This is a genomic window from Streptomyces sp. NPDC003327 (genome assembly GCF_053589515.1).
Window position 1 is genome coordinate 19516 of sequence record NZ_JBSFSA010000056.1, and the last position, 19089, is coordinate 38604.

Annotated in this window: 16 protein-coding genes and 1 riboswitch; of the genes, 12 read left to right on the forward strand and 4 right to left on the reverse strand. The window is 73.9% G+C overall.

Annotated features, from left to right (window positions below; translation table 11 throughout):
- Nucleotides 1–23: 23 nt before the first annotated feature.
- From ACWDVG_RS28655 to ACWDVG_RS28670, 4 genes are all read right to left on the reverse strand, one after another.
- Entirely contained in the window at nt 24–1130 is a 1107-nt protein-coding gene (locus ACWDVG_RS28655) for a FecCD family ABC transporter permease (protein ID WP_451703366.1), read from the reverse strand.
- Nucleotides 1127–2143, reverse strand: a complete 1017-nt coding sequence (locus ACWDVG_RS28660) for an ABC transporter substrate-binding protein (RefSeq protein WP_451703410.1) — start codon at nt 2141–2143, stop codon at nt 1127–1129. Before ACWDVG_RS28660 ends, ACWDVG_RS28655 begins: the two co-directional genes overlap by 4 nt.
- A gap of 178 nt (nt 2144–2321) precedes the next feature.
- Nucleotides 2322–2446: riboswitch (cobalamin riboswitch) on the reverse strand.
- A 152-nt stretch (nt 2447–2598) separates the two neighbouring features.
- Nucleotides 2599–3132, reverse strand: a complete 534-nt coding sequence (locus ACWDVG_RS28665) for an SRPBCC family protein (protein ID WP_451703368.1) — start codon at nt 3130–3132, stop codon at nt 2599–2601.
- Nucleotides 3133–3327: 195 nt separating this feature from the next.
- Nucleotides 3328–3711, reverse strand: a complete 384-nt coding sequence (locus ACWDVG_RS28670) for an STAS domain-containing protein (RefSeq protein WP_451703371.1) — start codon at nt 3709–3711, stop codon at nt 3328–3330.
- A gap of 132 nt (nt 3712–3843) precedes the next feature.
- Between ACWDVG_RS28670 and ACWDVG_RS28675 the strand changes: the two genes are divergently transcribed.
- The 12 genes from ACWDVG_RS28675 to ACWDVG_RS28730 all read left to right on the forward strand — a co-directional run.
- On the forward strand, nt 3844–4152 hold the full coding sequence (locus tag ACWDVG_RS28675) for a helix-turn-helix transcriptional regulator (RefSeq protein ID WP_451703373.1): 309 nt from the start codon (nt 3844–3846) through the stop codon (nt 4150–4152).
- A 130-nt stretch (nt 4153–4282) separates the two neighbouring features.
- Nucleotides 4283–6019: an ABC transporter family substrate-binding protein gene (locus tag ACWDVG_RS28680; protein WP_451703375.1), complete on the forward strand. Its 1737-nt coding sequence runs from the start codon at nt 4283–4285 to the stop codon at nt 6017–6019.
- The gene (locus tag ACWDVG_RS28685) at nt 6016–7029 is read left to right on the forward strand and encodes an ABC transporter permease (RefSeq protein WP_451703378.1); all 1014 of its coding nucleotides are present in this window, start codon (nt 6016–6018) and stop codon (nt 7027–7029) included. Before ACWDVG_RS28680 ends, ACWDVG_RS28685 begins: the two co-directional genes overlap by 4 nt.
- On the forward strand, nt 7026–8063 hold the full coding sequence (locus ACWDVG_RS28690; protein ID WP_451703380.1) for an ABC transporter permease: 1038 nt from the start codon (nt 7026–7028) through the stop codon (nt 8061–8063). The genes ACWDVG_RS28685 and ACWDVG_RS28690 overlap by 4 nt, the downstream gene beginning before the upstream one ends.
- A complete protein-coding gene (locus tag ACWDVG_RS28695; RefSeq protein ID WP_451703383.1) occupies nt 8060–10126 on the forward strand; it encodes a dipeptide ABC transporter ATP-binding protein in 2067 nt (688 codons plus the stop codon). The genes ACWDVG_RS28690 and ACWDVG_RS28695 overlap by 4 nt, the downstream gene beginning before the upstream one ends.
- Before the next feature lie 102 nt (nt 10127–10228).
- Nucleotides 10229–11713: an alanine racemase gene (locus tag ACWDVG_RS28700; protein ID WP_451703386.1), complete on the forward strand. Its 1485-nt coding sequence runs from the start codon at nt 10229–10231 to the stop codon at nt 11711–11713.
- Nucleotides 11710–13038: a pyridoxal-phosphate dependent enzyme gene (locus ACWDVG_RS28705; RefSeq protein ID WP_451703388.1), complete on the forward strand. Its 1329-nt coding sequence runs from the start codon at nt 11710–11712 to the stop codon at nt 13036–13038. The genes ACWDVG_RS28700 and ACWDVG_RS28705 overlap by 4 nt, the downstream gene beginning before the upstream one ends.
- Nucleotides 13039–13041: 3 nt before the next feature.
- The gene (locus tag ACWDVG_RS28710) at nt 13042–14265 is read left to right on the forward strand and encodes an aminotransferase class V-fold PLP-dependent enzyme (protein WP_451703391.1); all 1224 of its coding nucleotides are present in this window, start codon (nt 13042–13044) and stop codon (nt 14263–14265) included.
- 15 nt (nt 14266–14280) lie between these two features.
- A complete protein-coding gene (locus ACWDVG_RS28715) occupies nt 14281–15582 on the forward strand; it encodes an ATP-grasp domain-containing protein (protein ID WP_451703393.1) in 1302 nt (433 codons plus the stop codon).
- The gene (locus tag ACWDVG_RS28720) at nt 15579–16832 is read left to right on the forward strand and encodes an ATP-grasp domain-containing protein (protein WP_451703396.1); all 1254 of its coding nucleotides are present in this window, start codon (nt 15579–15581) and stop codon (nt 16830–16832) included. Before ACWDVG_RS28715 ends, ACWDVG_RS28720 begins: the two co-directional genes overlap by 4 nt.
- Entirely contained in the window at nt 16829–18124 is a 1296-nt protein-coding gene (locus tag ACWDVG_RS28725; protein ID WP_451703398.1) for an MFS transporter, read from the forward strand. Before ACWDVG_RS28720 ends, ACWDVG_RS28725 begins: the two co-directional genes overlap by 4 nt.
- Nucleotides 18125–18229: 105 nt before the next feature.
- Nucleotides 18230–19089: class I SAM-dependent methyltransferase (locus tag ACWDVG_RS28730; protein WP_451703399.1), on the forward strand; the 860-nt coding region annotated here is incomplete at its 3' end.

Below are 19089 nucleotides of genomic sequence, written 5' to 3' on the forward strand. Positions count from 1 at the left end.
GCCGTGGGGTGCGGGGGTCGCGGTCACGGGGTGCTCCCGGTGCCCCCGGCGCTGCGGGTGCGGTAGAGGACGAGGACGAACGCCGGTACGCCGACGAGGGAGGTCACCACGCCCACCGGGACCTCCTGGGGGTCGAGGACCGTACGCGCGAGGGTGTCCGCCCAGACGAGGAAGACGGCTCCGGCGAGGGCGGTCACGGGCAGCAGCCGGGTGTGGCCGGGGCCGACGAGGGCGCGGACGGCGTGCGGCAGGACGAGCCCAACGAAGCCGATGGCTCCCGCGGAGGAGACCAGGGCGGCGGTGAGCAGGGCGGTGACGGAGAGCAGGACGAGGCGGGTCCTGGCCACGGAGACGCCGAGCGCGGCCGCCGCCTCCTCGCCGAAGGCGAAGGCGTCCAGGGTCCTCGCGCAGCCGCCGCAGACCAGCACGGCCGCGGCCAGCACCGCCCCGCACACGGCCACGTCGGTCCAGTCGGCCCCGGCGAGCGAACCGAGCAGCCAGAAGAGCACCCCCCGGGTGGTCTCCGCGTCGGCGGCCGTCATCACGACGAAGGAGGTGAGGGCGGAGAACAGCTGCATGGCCGCGACGCCGGCGAGGACGACCCGGTCCGCCGACCCGCCGAGGGTGTGGCTGAGCAGCAGGACGAGGGCGAAGGAGCAGACCGCCCCGGCGAAGGCGCCTCCGGTGACCGAGACGACTCCCCCGCCGACGCCGAGGACGACGACGGCGACCGCGCCGGTCGAGGCCCCGGAGGAGACGCCGAGGACGAACGGGTCGGCGAGCGGGTTGCGCAGCAGGGACTGCAGCACCACCCCGCAGACGGCAAGCCCCGCGCCGCACACGGCCGCGAGGAGGGTGCGGGGCAGGCGGAGGTTCCAGACGATGCCGTCCCGGATCGGGGAGAGGCCGGAGACGTCCCCGCCCAGGTGGGCGGCGACCGTGGACCAGACGTCGCCGACCCGGATGTCCGCGGGGCCGAAGGTGATCGCCCCCGCGACGGAGGCGCAGAGGAGCACGACCCCGCCGAGGACGCCGAGCCCGAGGCCGACCCCGCGCGGGCCGGGGCCGGGGCGGCGATCGGGCTCGGGGCCAGGGCCAGGGCCGGAGTCGGGGCCGAGCGTGGTGGTCACGCGCCGAGCCCGTACGAGCGCAGCGCGGCCGCCACCTTCTCGATGCCCTCGACGGTGCGGAGGGTCGGGTTGAGGGCCTGGCCGCTGAGGAGCACGTACCGCTTGTTCCGTACCGCCGTCATGTTCCGGGTGACGGGGTGGGACTCCAGGAACGCGATCTTCTTCGCGGCGCTCTCGCCCGACTGCGCCCTGCGCGTGAGGTCGCCGATGACGAGGACGTCCGGGTCCCGGTCCGCGACGGTCTCCCAGTTGATCCGGGGCCACTCCTCGCGGGTGTCGTCGAAGACGTTCCTGATGCCGAGGGCCCCCGTGACGATGCCCGGCGCACCGCAGCAGCCGGCCATGTAGGGCGCCTCGGCGTCGGAGAACCAGTACAGGACGGACGCGTTGCCGAAGTCGGCGCCCGCCGTGGCCTTCGCGACGCGGGCCCTGAGCTGGGCGACGAGCCGCTCACCGCGCTCCGGGACGCCGAACACCCGGGCCAGGTCGCGGATTTCGCCGTACACCGTCTCCATGGTGAGCGGGCGGGTGCGGACGCCGTCGCCGTCGCCGCTGTTGTCCTTGCCGACGCAGTCGGTGGGCGAGAGGTAGGTGGGGACGCCGAGTTTCTCGAACTGCTCGCGGGGCGCCACCCCGCCCTTGCCGAGGGTGTAGAGGAAGGAGGCGGTGGCGAAGTCGGGCTCGGTGTCGAGGACCTTCTCGAAGGACGGGTAGCGGTCGGCGAGCCGGGGAACTCCGGCGTTCGCCTTTTCCAGGCCCTTCAGGACGGGGTCGGTCCAGGTGGCCGTGCCGACCATGCGGTCCGCGAGGCCGAGCGAGAGCAGGATCTCCGCCGACCCCTGGTCGAGGGCGACGGCCCGCTGCGGCGCACGGTCGATCCGCACGCGCTGCCCGCAGTTGTCGAGGGTGACGGGGTATCCGGAGGCCGCGGGCCCCTCGGCCCGGTGGTCCGGTGCCGGTGAGGCTCCCCCTCCCCCGCATCCGGTGGCGAGCAGGACTCCGGTGAGGAGCAGCGCCGCGGTCCGGGCCCGGCCACGGCGGCCACGAGCACGGGCAGGGGGAAGGAAGGGGGCACGGGTCGTGCGGGAGGGGTGTGCGAGCGGCACGGAGCGTCCTCTGCGTCCACGGCTCATACGCGGAGCCTGTCGTACGGTGCTCCCCGGACGACGAGACGACGCCGGGGCCGCCAGCAGGTCTTCGGACTCGGGGTCGTCCGGACGAAGCGCCTTCCCGGGTCCGTCGTGCCCCCAGTGGCCGATGCTCCGCCCGTCACCCTCACCGCTGCGCGTCAGTTCCGGATTCCCACCGGATTCCCTGACCCGTGTGCGGACCGCGGCTCTCGCAGCGGTCCGTACAGAGGTACGACTGGCCCGGGCAAGTTACCACAGGGCCATGCCCCTTCCGCCGGTCGGCCCGGGCGCCGCGGAGCAGCGCGGCGAGGGACGAGGGGGTGTCTCAGGCGGGTGTTTCAGGCGGGTGTCTCCGCCAGCTGCCTGATGCCGTCGAGCGTGGCCTCCATTCCGGCGCGCAGTTCCTTGACCCGGTAGGCGACGATCTCGTCCCGCCGCTCGGGGGCGCGTTCGATCGCCAGCGTGAGGCCGCTGCGGCCCGGTCCGACGCGGACCGTGTGGCTCAGGAGCACTCCGTCGCCGTCCTCCCGCAGGTCGAAGCGCCAGGAGGCGAGGGCCCGCGCGGGGTCGGTGTTCGGTTCGCCGAAGCGGCCGTCGGCGTCCACGACCGCCCAGGCGAAGGTCCGCGGTTCGTCCAGCTCCACGACCCGGGAGACGGTGCGCCACTCGCCGACCAGGGAGTGCCGGTTGAAACCCTCGAAGCAGGCGCCGACGGCGGGCTCCCGCGCGCTGTCGAGCCAGGCGACCCGCTGGAGTTCGGGGCTCAGCCGGGCGGGCAGCCCGATGTCGGTCACGAGTTCCCAGAGCCGCTGCCACCCTGCCCGTACGAGCGTCTCGCACCGCACTTCCGGCGCGCCGGTGATGTCGTCCATGCCGTCCCCTCCGTCGGTGGCACCGCCCCGCACGGCGCGGCGTCCGGTTCGGCACGCTAGTCGGCCGGGGCGCCCCAACGCGCCTGCGCACGCTTTGAGATGGATCACAGCGTGGGCCTTTTGCGCGTGGGCCGTTTGCGCGTGGGCCGTCGGGAGTGGAGGAGCGACCCCGCTCTCGTCGCGACGCGCGAGGGCTTAAGCGGGGAGGGGAGGGGGGTAGCCGAAGAGGCTGCCCGTACCGGTGATGTCCAGGAGACGGGCGACCCGGCCGCCGGCCGCGACGATCGTGACGGGCCGGTGCTCGGCGAGGGCCTCGTGGCGGACGCGGAGCAGGACGTTGAGGCCGGTGGAGTCGCAGAAGGTGACCTCGGACATGTCGAGTGCGAGCCCGGCGCCGTCCTCGCACTCGGCGAGGGCGTGCACGAGGGCCGTGTCCAGGTCGGCGGCCCGGTCGAGGTCGATGTCCCCGGAGAGGCGGACGACGGTCGTCCCGGGCGTACTGAGGACGTGGATGCCTGTCGGGCAGGGGTCCGGGACCTGCGGTGGCGTGGGCGCCTGCGGGTTCGGGAGCACTGTCACGACTCCTCCTCGACGGGCGGTGCTGGGCATGGGGGACACCCCGATCCGGGTCTCCCCGGAGGGGCATATGCGTCAGTATTTACCTGAAAAACACTTCGCATAGGGCGCCGAAAACCCGGGAACACCGCCTTCATGGGAATCGGTGGAGACGGTCAGGGGTGGACGTTCCTCACGAACCATGCCCGGGTCCTGCTGGCGATCGCCCGCGACCCGGACATACGCCTGCGCGAGGTCGCGGCGCAGTGCGGCATCACCGAGCGCACGGTGCAGGCCATCGTGGCCGATCTCGTACGGGCCGGTTACGTCTCGCGCAGCCGCGCGGCCGACGGTCGGCGCAATCGGTACCGGATCCATCCGGACGCCCCCTTCCGCCACCCGGCCGAGGCCGGCCACGAGATCGCCGGACTCCTCGACCTCTTCACCGGCCGGGACCGCGTGTAGCGACCCACCGGGACCGCGCGTGACGACCGCCCGGGACCGCATGTGGCGGAATTTTGATGAAAACGATTTCCACTGTCGATACAGTGGGCCCGCTCGGCCGGTGGGGCCGGGCGGGAGGGGGTACTCAGCCATGCCCGGAACGCGGATCCCACCGCGGAGAACACCGCAGATCGCCCCGCGGGGTTCCCGGCGGAGACGACGCACGGCCGCCGCCGCGGCGGCGGCCTGCTTACTGGTCCTGCTGCCCAGCGCCTGCACCTCGTCCGGCGGTTCGGACCGCGCGGCGCCGCCCGCCGCGGCGCGCGGCGCGCAGGACGTCAACGCGCACCCGGTGTCGGAGCTGCGGGACGGCGGCGAACTGCGCGTGCCGGTGGACGCGTTGCCGACCAACTACAACCCCGTCCAGGTCAACGGCGCGCGCGTGGTCACCTGGCAGCTGGCCGAGGCGATCCTGCCACGCACCTTCGATGACGGCGCCGACGGCCAACCGGTCCTCTCCCGCGCCTACTTCGCCTCCGCCGCGGTGACCTCGACCTCCCCGCAGGTCATCACGTACACGATCACCGAGGGCGCGGTCTGGAGCAACGGGCGTCCGCTGTCCTGGGAGGACCTGCGAGGACAGTGGCAGGCGCTCAGCGGGCGGAACACCGCCTTCGAGGCCTACAACAACGTGGGCTACGCGGACATCTCCTCGGTGGAGCGCGGGCGTTCGGACCGCGAGGCGGTCGTGACCCTGCGCCGGCCGTTCGCGGAGTGGCAGGGGCTGTTCACTCCCCTGCTGCCCAAGGAGGCCACCGCGTCGCCGGAGGCCTTCAACACCGGCTGGCTGGAGTCGCCCGTGATCACCGCGGGGCCCTTCGCCGTCGAACGCATCGACCGCACCGGCAAGACCATCACGCTCCGTCGCAACCCCGCCTGGTGGGCGCGGACTCCGCCGCTCGACCGGATCCTGCTGCGGGTGCTCGACCCCGCCGCGCGCGCCGACGAACTCGCCAACCACGGCATCGACATCTACCCGATCGGCGCGGACGTGGACCTCTACAGCCGCGCCGCCACCCTGCCCGGCGTGGAGATCCGGCAGGCCCCCGAACGGCTCGCCGGACAGCTCACCTTCAACGGGGCCGCGGGCGCGCCCCTCGCCGACGAACGGCTGCGCAGAGCCGTCGCCCGGGCGGTCGACCCCGCCGCGATCACCCGGGCGCTGCTCGGCCGGATCGTGCCGGACGCGCAGCCGGTCGGCAACCACGTCCTGCCGCCCGGCGACCCCGGCTACCGGGACAACTCGGCAACCCTGCCGCACGACGCCGCCGCCGCGGCCCGGGAGCTCGACTCCCTCGGCTGGCGGCGCACCGGCGACCACCGCGAGCGGGACGGCCGACGGCTCTCCCTGCGCCTGGTCGTCCAGGCCACGCCGGTCGGACGGGCGGTCGGCAGCCTCGTCCGTGAGCAACTGCGCGCCGTCGGGGTCGAGACGCGCACCGAGTCCGTACCGCTGGAGAAGTTCTACGACGGCTATCTGCTGCCCGGGAACTTCGACCTCATCGCCTTCGAGTGGACGAAGTCCGCGTCCCCGTTCGCCCACGACCGGCCGGTCTTCCAGAAGCCGCGCGGCGACGACCACGGCAGCAACTTCGGGCGGATCCACATCCCGGCGATCGACACCCTGTACGACCAGGGGCTCGCCGAGCTCGACCCGGTGCGCCGCCGGGCCATCGCCAACCGGATCGACGTCCTGGCCTGGAAGCACGCCCACCATCTGCCGCTGTACGCCGGCTCCGGCGCCTACGCCGTGCGCGCGGACCTCGCCAACTACGGGGCCCGCGGCCTCGGTTCGTACGGATTCGAGCGCGCCGGATACCTGAAATGAGCCGTCCGCGCGAGGTCGCGGGAGTCGGGGTCCGGTTGCTCGGCAGGCTCGCCTGGCGGCTGGGGCTGTGTCTGGCGGCGACGCTGGTCGCGTACGTGCTCGCCTCCCTCAGCTTCGACCCGCTCGCGGAGCTGCGGGGGCAGCAGCCCCGGCCGCCGCAGGCCGTCATCGACGCGCAGGCCCACCGGCTGGGCCTGGACACGCCGTTGCCGGCCCGGTTCCTGCACTGGCTGGCAGGCGTGCCCAGGGGTGACTTCGGCGAGACGGTCGGCGGACAGCCCGTCGCCGACGAACTGTGGCGGCGCTGCGGCACCAGCCTGCGGCTGTTCCTCGCGGGAAGCCTGCTGGCGATCGTGGCCGGGGTGCTGTGGGGGGTGTGGAACGCGCTGCGGGACGGGCGGCCCAGCGACCGGCTGTCGCTCCTCGGCTCGCTGGTCCTGCTCGCGGTCCCCGTGTTCGTCCTCGGAACCGTACTGAAGATGCTCTGGCTGCCCGTCAACGAGGCCGCCGGCACCCAGCTCCTCTACTTCTCGGCCGAGACGACGCCGGGCGCGACGCTCACGGGCTGGGCCGAGGTGTCCGACCGGCTGCGGCACCTGGCGCTGCCGACCCTGGCGATCGCCCTGCCCCAGGCCGCGTTCTACAGCCGCTACCAGCGGGCCGCGATGCTGGACGTGCTCGCCAGTGACCACCTGAGGGCCGCCCGCGCGAAGGGCCTCCGTCGGCGTACGGCGGTGCTGCGGCACGGGCTGCGCATGGCGCTCATCCCGATGGTCACCCTGTTCGCCTTCACCTTCGGGCTGCACCTGACCGGCGGCGTGTTCACCGAGCGGATCTTCGGCTGGAGCGGGATGGGCGACTGGCTGCTCACCGGCGTCCAGTACGAGGACACGGCGATCGTCGCCTCCGTCACCCTCTTCGTCGCCGTTCTGGTGGTACTGGCCGGGTGGCTGGGCGACGCCCTCCTCGCGCTGCTCGATCCGCGCGTGCGCAGGGCGGGGGCGTGGTGAGCGGCTCCCGGCCGGCGGACGCGCCCCGGCCGGCGGACGCGCCCCGGTCGGTGGACGCGCACCGGCCATGGGACGCGCCCCGGTCGACGAGCCCGTCCCGGCCTGCCGGCGCCTCCCGGCTGGTGCGCCTCGCCCGGCTGAGGAGGTCGCCGCTCGCGGTGGCGGGCGCCGTGCTGCTCGGCCTCGTCGTCGCCCTGGCGGTCGTCGGCCCGTTCCTGCGGCCGTACGACCACGTCGCCCAGGACGCGGGGGCGGCCCTGGTCCCGCCGGGCGCCGACCACTGGCTCGGCACCTCCCGGCTCGGCGAGGACCTGTTCGCGCAGTGCGTCCGGGGGCTGCAGAAGTCCCTGGTGGTCGGGGTCGTCGTGGCCGTCCTGTCGACGCTGCTCGCGGCCGCGGTCGGGCTGACGGCCGGCTTCGTCGGACGGTTCGTCGACCGGGCGCTGATGTGGGGGGTCGACATGCTGCTGATCCTGCCGTCCTTCCTGCTGCTCGCGGTGGTCTCGCCCGTACTGCGGCAGCGGTCCTGGCTGTGGATGGCGCTCGTGCTGGCCCTGACGCAGTGGATGCTGACGGCCCGGGTGATCCGGGCGCGGGCCGTGAGCCTGCGGGAGCGGGAGTTCGTCCGTGCGGCGCGCTGCGCGGGTGCGCCCACGGGGTGGATCCTGCGGCGCCATCTGCTCCCCCATCTGGTGCCGCTGCTGGTGATCGACTGCACGCTGCACGTCGGGGCGGCGATCCTCGCGGAGGCCGGGCTGAGCTACTTCGGCTTCGGGATCCAGCCGCCCGACGTGTCGCTGGGCTCCCTCGTCGCGGCGGGCAGCGGCTCCGCGCTCACGTATCCGTGGGTGTTCGTCGCCCCGACGGGCTTCCTGGTCGCGACGGTGACGGCGGTCGGACTGCTGGGAGAGGCGCTGCGGCGGGTGCTCGACGAGGCGGACGGTCACGAGGGCGACGGTGACGGGCCGGACGAGTCGGAGCCTCACGAGTCGGACCGCCAGGAGTCGGGCGGCGCCGAAGGGGGACGGTCATGAAGGGGAAGACGATGGACGCCGACCGGACGACGTCGGCCGGGGGCACCCCGCTCCTGGAGGTGCGGGGGCTGTCCGTGGCCTTCGCGGCGGGCAGGCCGGCGGTGCGCGACGTGAACCTGACGGTGGCGCGCGGCGAGGCGCTGGCCGTGGTGGGCCGCTCCGGTTCCGGGAAGTCCGTGACGGCGGCGGCGGTGATCGGCCTGCTGCCCGGCACGGCGGAGGTGCGCGGTGCGGTGCGCTTCGACGGGCGCCCGCTCCTGGGCCTGTCGGACCGCGAGCTGTCGCGGATCCGGGGCGAGCGCATCGGGACGGTGTTCCAGGACCCGCTGGCGGCGCTGAACCCGGTGATGACGGTGGGCCGGCAGATCGCGGAGGCGGTGCTCGTCCACCGTCGCGTGCGGCGCGCCGAGGCGTGGGACCGGGCGGTGCGGCTGCTCGACCGGGTGGGCATCCCCGACGCGGCACGGCGGGCCCGCGCGTATCCGCACGAGTTCTCGGGCGGGATGCGGCAGCGGGCGGCGATAGCGACGGCCCTCGCCAACGACCCGGAGCTGCTCGTCGCGGACGAGCCGACGAGCGCCCTCGACCTGACCGTGCAGGCGCAGATCCTGGACCTGCTGGACACGGTGCGGCGGGAGACCGGCTGCGCCCTGCTGCTGATCACCCACGACCTGGGCGTCGTCGCGCGCGTCTGCGACCGGGTCGCGGTGATGCGCGACGGCGTGCTCACCGAGGCGGGTGAGGTGGTCCCGCTGTTCTCGGGCCGCGCCCCGGCCGAGGGGCACCTGGGCGAACTCCTCAGCGCGACCCGCCGCATGTCCCTGGCCCCACAGGACATCGTGACGACAGCGGAACGAGCGGAACCCGGGGCGCGGGGACTACCGGTTCCCGGACCCATGAACCAACCGGAACCCGGGGCACGGGCACACCCGGAACCCGGCCCCCGGGACCAACCGGAACCCGGACCGGAGCGGCAAGCGGAAGCCGTCGCCGGGCCCGCGAAACCGTACGTCCTGCGCGTCGAGGGGCTGCGCCGCAGCTACCGTGCCGGACGCGCGGGTCTCCTGGGCGGTCGCGGCGCGCCGCTCCGCGCGGTCGACGGCGTGGACCTCGCCCTGCGGGAGGGCGAGGCGCTGGCGCTCCTCGGCGAGTCCGGCTGCGGCAAGACCACGACGCTCGACGAGATCCTGCGGCTGCGCGCGCCGGAAGCCGGCCGGATCGAGGTCCTGGGCCGGGACACGGCCGGGCTGACCGCCGCTGCCCGGCGGGCGGTACGGCGTGAGGTGGGCGTGGTGTTCCAGGACCCCTCGGCCTCGCTCGACCCGCGCATGCGGGTCGCCGAGATCGTCACGGAGCCCCTCGCCGTACAGGGCGTCCCGGCGCCCCAACGGGCCTTGCGTGCGGCAGAGTTGCTGGACCTGGTCGAGCTTCCCGCGCGGCTCGCGGGGGCGCGGCCGACCCGGCTGTCCGGCGGGCAGCGGCAGCGGGTGGCGATCGCCCGGGCGCTGTCCACCCGGCCGCGTCTCGTGCTCCTCGACGAGCCGGTGTCGGCGCTCGACGTCCCGCTGCGGGCCGGGGTGATGGACCTCCTCGACGGGCTGCGGCACGAGCTCGGGCTCTCCTACGTGCTGGTGTCGCACGACATCGACGTGGTGCGGCGCTCCGCCGACCGGGTGGTCGTCCTGTACCTCGGCCGGGTGGTGGAGAGCGGGCCGACCGCGGACGTCCTCGAACGGCCGCTGCATCCGTACACGCGGGCGCTGACCGACGCCTCCCTCACGCTCGATCCGGAGCGGGAGCGGAACCGTGAGCGGATCACGCTGCGGGGCGATCCGGCGGCGCCGTCGCCGAAGGACGCGGGCTGCGCCTTCCGCCACCGGTGCCCCCTGCTGCCCTCCCTCGACGCCGCCGTGCGGGAGCGGTGCGCGGGGACGCGGCCCGCGCTCACGTCGACGCAGGCGCCGTCCGCACCCCCGCCGCCCGGCCCGTCCGGCGAGCGCTCGGGCCGGCTCGTGGCGTGCCATGCCGTCGTCCACAAGCGGCGGCCTTCATTCCTTCGTTGAAAACGATTCTCGTTGCGTATTACGCTCACGATGCTTTCTCCGGCGCCGCACCTGCCTGCCGGAAAAGCCTCCATGACGAGAAGATCAGGAGTCCGCACCACGATGAGCACTCCGCTGTATCTCGCACCACGACTCGAACCCCGGCTCTCCTCGCTGCTCGACGAAGCGGGGTGGCTGCACGAGCTCACGCATGCCCTGGGTTCACCGCTCAACGTCGTCCTGCCGGACGGCATCGCCGACAACGTCCAGCGTTTCCAGGAGGTCTACGACCGGCACCGGCTCGCCGGGAACATCTACTTCGCCCACAAGGCCAACCGCTCCAGCGCGCTGGTGCGGCGGCTCGCCGCCACGGCGGCGCACGTCGACGTCGCCTCGCTCGGCGAGCTCCAGCACGCGCTGGGCTGCGGTTTCGCCCCGGACCGGATCATGGCGACGGGCCCCAAGAACCCCGAGTTCCTCTGGCTCGCCGCACGCACGGGCATCACCCTCAACGTCGACTCGGCCGACGAACTCGCCCAGCTGGCCGAGCTGGTGGAGCGGCACGGGCTGCCGCGGGTCCGCGTGCTGCTGAGGCTGTCCGACTTCGACAGCACCGGCGTCACCGTGCTCACCCGGCGCAGCCGCTTCGGCACCCCGGCGTCCGCCGCCACCGGACTGCTCGACCTGCTCGACAAGCACCGCGACTCCCTCGACCTCGTGGGCGTCGCGTACCACCTCGACACCATCGCGCCGGCCGAGAAGGCGACCGCCTTCGAGGGCTGCGTCCGGGTGCTCAACGAGTGCGCGGCGCGCGGCTTCCGGCCGCGGGCGGTCGACATCGGCGGCGGCTTCGGCGTCGACTACCTCGCCGACGGAGCACAGTGGGAGGAGTACACCTCCGAGCTCACCAACGCCGTGCTGGGCCGGCGGCCCCCGCTGACCTGGCAGGGGCACGGTTACGGGCTCCGCAACGACGCCGGGACCCTGCGCGGCGCGCTCGGGCTGTACCCGGCGCACCGGCCCGTGTCCGGTCCGCGCTACTTCGCCGAACTCCTGGAGACCCGGGGGCAGTCGCTCGGCCGTCCGCTGGCCACGCTGCTCCTGGAGAACCTCTACGACCTGCACGTCGAGCCGGGGCGGGCCCTGGTCGACCAGTGCGGCGTCGCGCTCGCCCGGGTCCTGGAGGTCCGCGACACGCCGTCCGGCGACACGTTCGTCCGGATGGAGATGAACGCCTCGGACGTCAGCCTGGAGGAGCACGGCGTCCTGATGGACCCCGTCCTGGTGCGCCGCCCGGGGAACAGGGGCGCGAGCGGCGTCGGGGCGGTGCCCGGCGCGGGTGGGCCCGTCGGGGTGTACCTGATCGGAAACCTGTGCCTGGAGGCGGACTTCCTCACCCGGCGCATGGTGTTCCTGCCGGAGAGGCCGAGCCCGGGGGACCTGCTCGCCTTCGCCAACACGGCCGGCTACTTCATGGACTTCAGCGCCGACCACGCGCTGCACCAGCCCGTGGCCCGCAAGGTCGCGGCATACCGGGACGGCGGCGCCTGGCGCTGGTGTCTCGACGAGAACTACTGGCCCAATCTCTGTACGGGGGAAGACTGTTGAGGTACGACTCGATCACCGAGGTCATCGGCGACACACCGCTCGTGCGGATACCGCCGGAGATACACGGGCTGCAGAACATCGATCTGTACGCCAAGCTGGAGATGCTCAACCCCTTCGGCTCCGTGAAGGACCGCGCCGCCTGGAACATGGCGCGGCCCCTGCTCGCCGAGGACGCGGACGGCCAGGGCGCGCCGCGCACGGTCGTCGAGCTGTCCAGCGGCAACACCGCCAAGGCCCTGGCGGTCATCGCGGGGATGCACGGACTGCCGTTCAAGAGCGTCACCAACCGCATGAAGGTCCCGGAGATCAAGGACCTGCTGCTGCTCCTGGGCGCGGAGATCGAGGAGCTTCCCGGGCAGGCCGAGTGCCTGGACCCGACGAACACCGAGGACCCGCTCACCAAGATCCACCACATGCTGTCCGCCGAGGCGGACACGTACATCCACACCGATCAGTACTACAACCCGCTGAACGTCCAGGCGCACCAGGGTGCGACCGGGCCGGAGATCATCAAGGACCTCGGCGGCGCTGCCCCCGACTGGTTCATCGCCGCCGTCGGCACCGCGGGCTCCTCCACCGGCACGGCCCGCGCGCTGCGCGAACACGACCCGAACGTCGGCGTCATCGGCCTGGTCGCCCACAAGTCGGACTTCATCCCGGGCATCCGCAACATCGACGAGGTCCACGAGGTCGGCCTGTTCGACCCGACCACGTACGACACGATCGAGTCCGTCTCCGCCGACGAGGCGATCGACGGCATGCTCACCCTGGTGCGGCGCTGCGGCATGCTCGCCGGGCCGACCGGCGGCGCCGCCTACTTCGGTGCCGTCCGCCACCTCCGCGGGATCGACGCCGGACTGACCGAGCGGAAGACCGCCGTCTTCATCGTCTGCGACCGCGTCGAGAGCTACATGAGCTACGTGAAGCAGCGCCGGCCCGAGCTGCTGCGGCAGCCCGCGCGCCGCAACTCCGTCGCCACCCTGACCGAGGCCGAGCTGGCGGCCGCCACCGTGATCACGACCGGAGAGGCCCGTCGGTGGATCGACGACGCGCGGCCCCTGGTCGTCGATCTGCGGGGCTCCTTCGCCTTCGACGCGCTGCACATCCCCGGCTCGGTCAACATCGTCGACGAGATCTTCGCGGAACTCCTGCACGGCGGACTGCCGTTCGGCCGCAACCAGCCGGTGCTGCTCGCCTGCCCGGTCGGCGAGCAGTCGGTGCGGTACGCGGCGCTGCTGACCCGCATGGGACACACCGACGTCCGCAGCCTCGAAGGCGGCATCATCGCCTGGCGCGACGCCGACGGCCCGTTGGTGAGGGACTGAGCCATGACCCTCGACACCAGCCTGAGCGCCGTCTCCTCGATCGACGAACTGCGGGACTGGCAGGACCGGTTACGCGAGCAGTTCCCGATCGTCACCGCGCACCCCGAGGTGCGCTACCTGGACAGCTCCGCGACCGCGCAGAAGCCGCAGGCCGTGCTCGACGCGGTCCACCACTACCTGACGACCAGCAACGCCAACGCGGGCCGCGGCACCTACCCGTGGGCCAACCGCACCACCGAGCTGATCGAGCAGGCCCGGGAGCGGGTCAAGCGGTTCTTCAACGACCCTGCGCCCGAGCGTTCCCGGGTCCACTTCACCAGCGGCACCAGCGAAGGCCTGCGGACCGTCGCCCGTGACTGGCTGACCGGCTGGCTCCGCGACGGCGACGAGATCGTCGTCCCGTTCGCCGACCACCAGGCCAACGCCCAGCCGTGGCTGGAGGCCCAGCGCCTCCTCGCGGAGCGGGGCGTACGGATCACCGTGCGCGAGATGCCGTACGAGGACGCCTCCCGCGACTACGACCAGGCGGCGCTGGCCGCGCTGATCACCCCGCGGACCCGGTTCGTCGCCGCCACCCACGTCCACCACGTGTACGGCGCCGACATGAACGTGCACCGCATCCGCGCCACCGCCGGCCCCGACGTCGTCATCTGCCTGGACGCCGCGCAGAGCGTCGGGCACAAGCCGGTCGACCTGACCGCGCTCGACGTCGACTTCGCCGTCTTCTCCGGGCACAAGGCGATGGCCCTGCCCGGCGTCGGCGCCATCTGGTCGCGCGGTGAGCGCGGCCCCGCGTTCGAGCCGGGCGGCTGGAACGGCAGCCCCAACACCAGCGGCGTCGTCAGCCTGCACGCCGCCCTGGACTGGCTGGACGAGGCGGGCACGGACCGCATCGAGCGGTGGACCGTGGGCCTCGGCGCCCGCTTCACCGACGGACTGTCCCGGCTGGGCTCGTACGAGGTCCTCGGCTGCCCGCTGAGCCTCGACGCCGCGTCCACCGTGCAGCGCCGGCAGGGCATCGTCACCTTCCGGCACCGCGACATCGGCTCCAACGACCTGGGGTTCATCCTCGCCAGCCACGGGCTGATGGTGCGGGCCGACGGCCACTGCCAGGGCCACGCAGGCGAGAAGGACACGTCGGTCCGGGTGAGCCTGCACGTCCACAACACCCCCGACGACATCGACCGCCTGCTGGACGTCCTGGCCGGCCTCAACCGGGAGAGCTGAGAAACGATGCACGACGTGCGCGACACGCGCGACGACAGGAGCGGCACCGACGGGCGGGGCGGAGGCGCGGTCGTCATGGTCGACGTCTACGCCCCGACCCTGCGGCTGTCCCGCGCCTTCCAGGAGGCGGGCCACCCGGTGGTCCGGGTCCAGAGCACCCCGGGCGTCCCGCCCGTGTACCGGGGCAGCTTCGACACGGCCGAGTTCGCCGACAACATCGTCCACACCGGTGACCTCGACGCCACCGTCCGCGCGGTCGCCGCACACCGGCCCGTCGCCGTACTGACCGGCGGCGAGCTGGGCGTCGAGCTCGCCGACCTGCTGGCGGACGCGCTGGGCCTGGCCGGAAACGGCACCCGGCTCAGCGCGGCCCGCCGCCACAAGCACCTGCAGATCGAGACCGTGAAGGCGGCCGGTCTGGCCGGGACGGCGCAGCACCTGGCCGGGTCGGCCGAGGACGCGGCGCGCTGGCACGCGGAGCGGGGCGGCCGGGCGGTGGTCAAGCCGGTGCGCAGCGCGGGCAACGACCACGTCACCTTCAGCGGTACGCCGGAGGAGACCGCCGCCGCGTACGAGAAGATCATGGCGGCCACCAACATCTTCGACGTCCGCAACGAGGGCGTCGTCGTCCAGGAGCACCTGGACGGCACCGAGTTCGTCGTGAACACGGTGAGCTGCGAGGGCCGGCACCGGGTCACCGACGTGTGGCGCTACACGAAGATCTCCGCCAACGGCGTGACCGACCGGATCAGCGCCGCGGTGTCGGTGCACCCCGGCACGCCGGAGCGCACCCGGCTGGTGGAGTACGCCTTCGAGGTGCTCGACGCGCTGGACGTCCGCTACGGCCCGGCCCACCTGGAGATCATCCTGACGCCGGACGGGCCGCGGCTGGTGGAGGCGGGCATCCGGCTGTGCGGCGCGGACGCCGCGTACTTCGCCCGGCTCGCGGCCGGCGAGTCGCAGGTCGAGCGCACCGTGGACGCCTACCTCCGCCCCGAGCGGTTCCTGGCGTCCGTCGGCGACGCGCACCGCGTCGAACGGCACGTCGCCATGGCGTACCTGACCTCGCCGGTCAGCGGCACGCTCGCCGCGTACCCGCTGCTGCACCGGGTGGAGGAGCTGGAGAGCTTCCACAACGTGCAGATCGCGGTGCCGGTGGGCGGTGAGCTGCCGCTGACCGTCGACGACACCTCGGAGCCGATGATGATCGGCCTCGCGCACGCCTCGCAGAGCGTCCTCGAACGGGACCTCAACACCGTCCACTACCTCGACGGCCACGGGTTCTACGTCCTCCGGGACCCGGGGGGCGCGGCGTGACCGCCGCCGAGGCGGCCGGGCGCCCGCACGTCGTGGTCCTGCACCGCTGGCGGGCCCGGTACGCGCACTACGAGCGGTACGTCGACCACCGCGCCCACTCCGTCACGTACGTCACCACCGACATCGGCGCCGAGGCTGTGCCCGACACGGCGGCCGAGGTGGTCCGCGTGCCCGCCACGGACGACCTCGCCCGGGTCCGCAAGGAGATCGACGGGCTCGCCGCCCGGCACGGCGCGCCCGTCGCGGTCGTCGCCCTCAAGGAGGACGATCTCCTGGTGGCCGCCGAACTGGCGCAGGAGTGGGGGTGCGCCGCCCGGCGCCCCGAGGAACTGCTGCTCTTCCGGGACAAGTACCTGATGACGGCGAAGGTGGCCAGGGCCGGTCTCACCGTCCCGCCGACGGCCAGGGTCGCCGGCCCCGAGCAGGTCCGGGCCCTCGCCGACTCGCACGAGCGGCCGGTCGTCGTCAAACCCGTCATCGGCTCCAGCAGCGAGGGCGTGGTCGTCGTCGAGTCCGAAGAGGACCTGGCCGACGTCGAGTTCGGGTCGGACCGGGCCCTGCTCGCGCAGGTGCACATCCCGCACCCGGTGTTCCACGTCGACGGGATCTTCGACGGTGAGCGCCTGCTGTGCTGGAAGGCCTCGCGCTACCTCAGCACCTGTCTGGGGTTCCGGCACGGCGAGGCCCTCGGTTCGGTCGAGGAGGACCGCCCGCACGTGGTGGCGGCGATCGGGGCGTTCGCCGAACGGGCGCTCGGGGCGCTGACCGCCGCTCCGACGCCGTTCCACCTGGAGGTGTTCGTCGACGTCGACGCCCCCGGCGGCCCGGCGGTCACCTTCCTGGAGGTGGGGGCGCGGGTCGGCGGCGCCGAGATCCCGTACGTGTGGCGGGAGGTGCACGGCTACGACCTGATGGAGGCGGCGTTCCGGATCGCCCTGGGGCGGGCCCCCGGGCCGTGGGAGCCGCCACCGGGACCCCCCGAGGTCGGCGGCTGGCTGCTCGTGCCGGCCCCGGCCGCCCGCCCCTGCGTGATCACGGAGGCGACACCGATGACCGGCCGCTCCCCCGGCCCGTACGCGGAGGAGCTGCTCAGGCCCGGCGACGTGCTGCCGGACGCCGACGCGTACTACGAGCACGTCGGCGGCCGGTTCCGGTTCCGGGGCGCGGACGCCGCCGCCGTCGAGGAGGCAGTCGCGGCGACCGCCCGCGACTTCCGGGTCACCGGCGAGAGCCGGGGAGGAGAGCGATGACCGCGACCGGGATGGGGAAGTACGCCCTGCTGTGGCGGGTGTCGGGCGCCCCGCTGCTGCTGACCGGCGGTGTGGTGGCGCGGCTCGGGCAGGGCGTCACCGTCCTCGCGTGGCTGCTGCTCGTCAAGGAGACCACCGGCGGCTTCAGTGAGGCCGGGCTGGTCGGTGCGAGCATCTCGCTGGCCACCGCGGCGACCGCGCCGGTGGCCGGACGGCTCGCCGACCGATTCGGTCCCGCGCGGATCCTGCCGCTGTACGGGACCGCCTACGCGGGCCTGCAACTGCTGCTGCTCGTCGCGGTCCTGGGCCGGCTGCCGCTGGCGGTGCTCTGCGTCCTCGGCGCCCTGTCCGGGGCGGCGTTCCCGGCGCTGAGCCCGGCGCTGCGGGCGGCCTGGACCCGGCTGACGAACGAGGACAGCGGGCGGTCCGGGCTGCGGCAGACCGCGATGGCGGCCGAGTCGACGCTGTTCGAGCTGGTCTTCGTCGTGGGGCCGCTGATCTTCTCGGCGTTCATGCTGCTCGGCGGGCCGCTCGGCGACCTCTTCGGCACGCGGTCGGCCGTCGCGGGCCCGGCGACGGCCCTCGTCTTCGCCTCGCTCTGCACGGGGCTCGGGACGTGGGGCGTGGCGCGGGGCCGGGCGATGCGGGCGCTGCCGTCGGGCGGCTCGGCGCCGACCCGCGGCATCGGGCCGCTGCGCGAACCCGCGCTGCGCGTCCTGTTGCTGTGCGCGGCGGGCATCGCCTTCTCCTTCGGCGGCTCGCCGGTGGCGATCGCCGCGTACGCCAAGGCGCACGACGGGGCGTCGGCGGAGGGCGTCACCGGTGTCCTCATCGCCGTCTGGAGCATCGGCAGCGCGGCGGCGGGGCTGTGGTACGGCAGCCGCACCTTCTCGGGCCCGCTGGCGCGGCGGTTCCTGGTGCTGCTCGTCGCCCTGGCGGCGGGGTACGCGGCCTGGGCGCTGATGCCGAACTCGTACGCGCTCGGTGCCCTGCTCCTGGTGTCGGGCGCCGTGATCGCCCCGGCGCTGACGGTGGAGGCGGAGCTGGTGTCGAAGGCGGTGCCGGAGCCGATGCTGAACGAGGCGTACACCTGGCTCACCACCGTCAACCTCTCGATGGCGGCGCTGGGTTCGGCCGTCACCGGGGTCGTGGTCGACCGGCCGGGCGGGGAGGTGTGGGGCTTCGCCGCCGCGGCGGGCGCCACGGCGGTCGCGGCGGCGGTGGCGGCGGTGGGCCGGCTGGAGAGCCCGGCGCCGGCCGGCGGGGCGATACCCGAGGCGGCCCCGCGCTGACCCGTCCCTCCCGGACACGCACCACGCACGACGCACCACGCACCACGCACGACCCGCCGGGCGGCTTCGGCCGCCCGGCGCACGACCTCGAGGAACACACGCACCATGGCACGACCCCTGACCGCCGCCGAGGCCGCCCCCTGGGTGGACCGCTGGGAGCTCCAGCAGCAGCACTACGCCACCGCCCGCACCGAGCGCCTCCGCGTCGTCACCGACGTGGTGGCGCACGTCTGCCGCGACAGCGGCCGACCCGTGATCGCGGACCTCGGCTGCGGGCCGGGATCGCTGGCCGCCCGGCTCGCGGAACGCCTCCCGCACGCCCGGGTGATCGGCGTCGACCACGACCCGCTCCTGCTGGCCCTCGGGCGGGCGGTGCACGGCGGCGCCGTCACCTTCGTCGACGCGAGCATCGGATCGGGGCCGTGGGCCGCCGCGGCGTGCGGGGACCGCCCGCTGGACGCGGTGGTGTCGGCGACCGCCCTGCACTACCTGCCGCCGGACGAACTGGCCGCCGTCTACGAGCAGGTCCACGGGTGCCTGCGGCCCGGCGGGGTGCTGGTCAACGCCGACCACCTCTTCCAGGACGACGCGCCCGTACGCGCGCTGGCCGCCGCCGTCGGGCACGGTTGCTCGGCCCGGCGGGACGCGCCGCGGGCGGAGGACTGGGCCGGCTGGTGGGCGGCGGTCGCCGCGCACGACGGCTTCGCGGAGCTCCTCGCGGAACGCGCCCGCCGTCCCGCCGGTCCGGGCAGGGACAACGGCCTGAGCGCCCGGGAGCACGCGGAGCTGCTGCGCAAGGCCGGTTTCGCCGCCGTGGGCACGGTCTGGCAGTACGGCCACAGCGTGGTCCTGACGGCGGTACGGGGCGAGGACCCGACGAAGTCGGTCGCGGGGCGGAGGCGGACGCCGTCGCCGGTGGGTGCGAAGAGGGCCTCGAAGGCGGCCGTGAGATGCGGGTTCTGGGC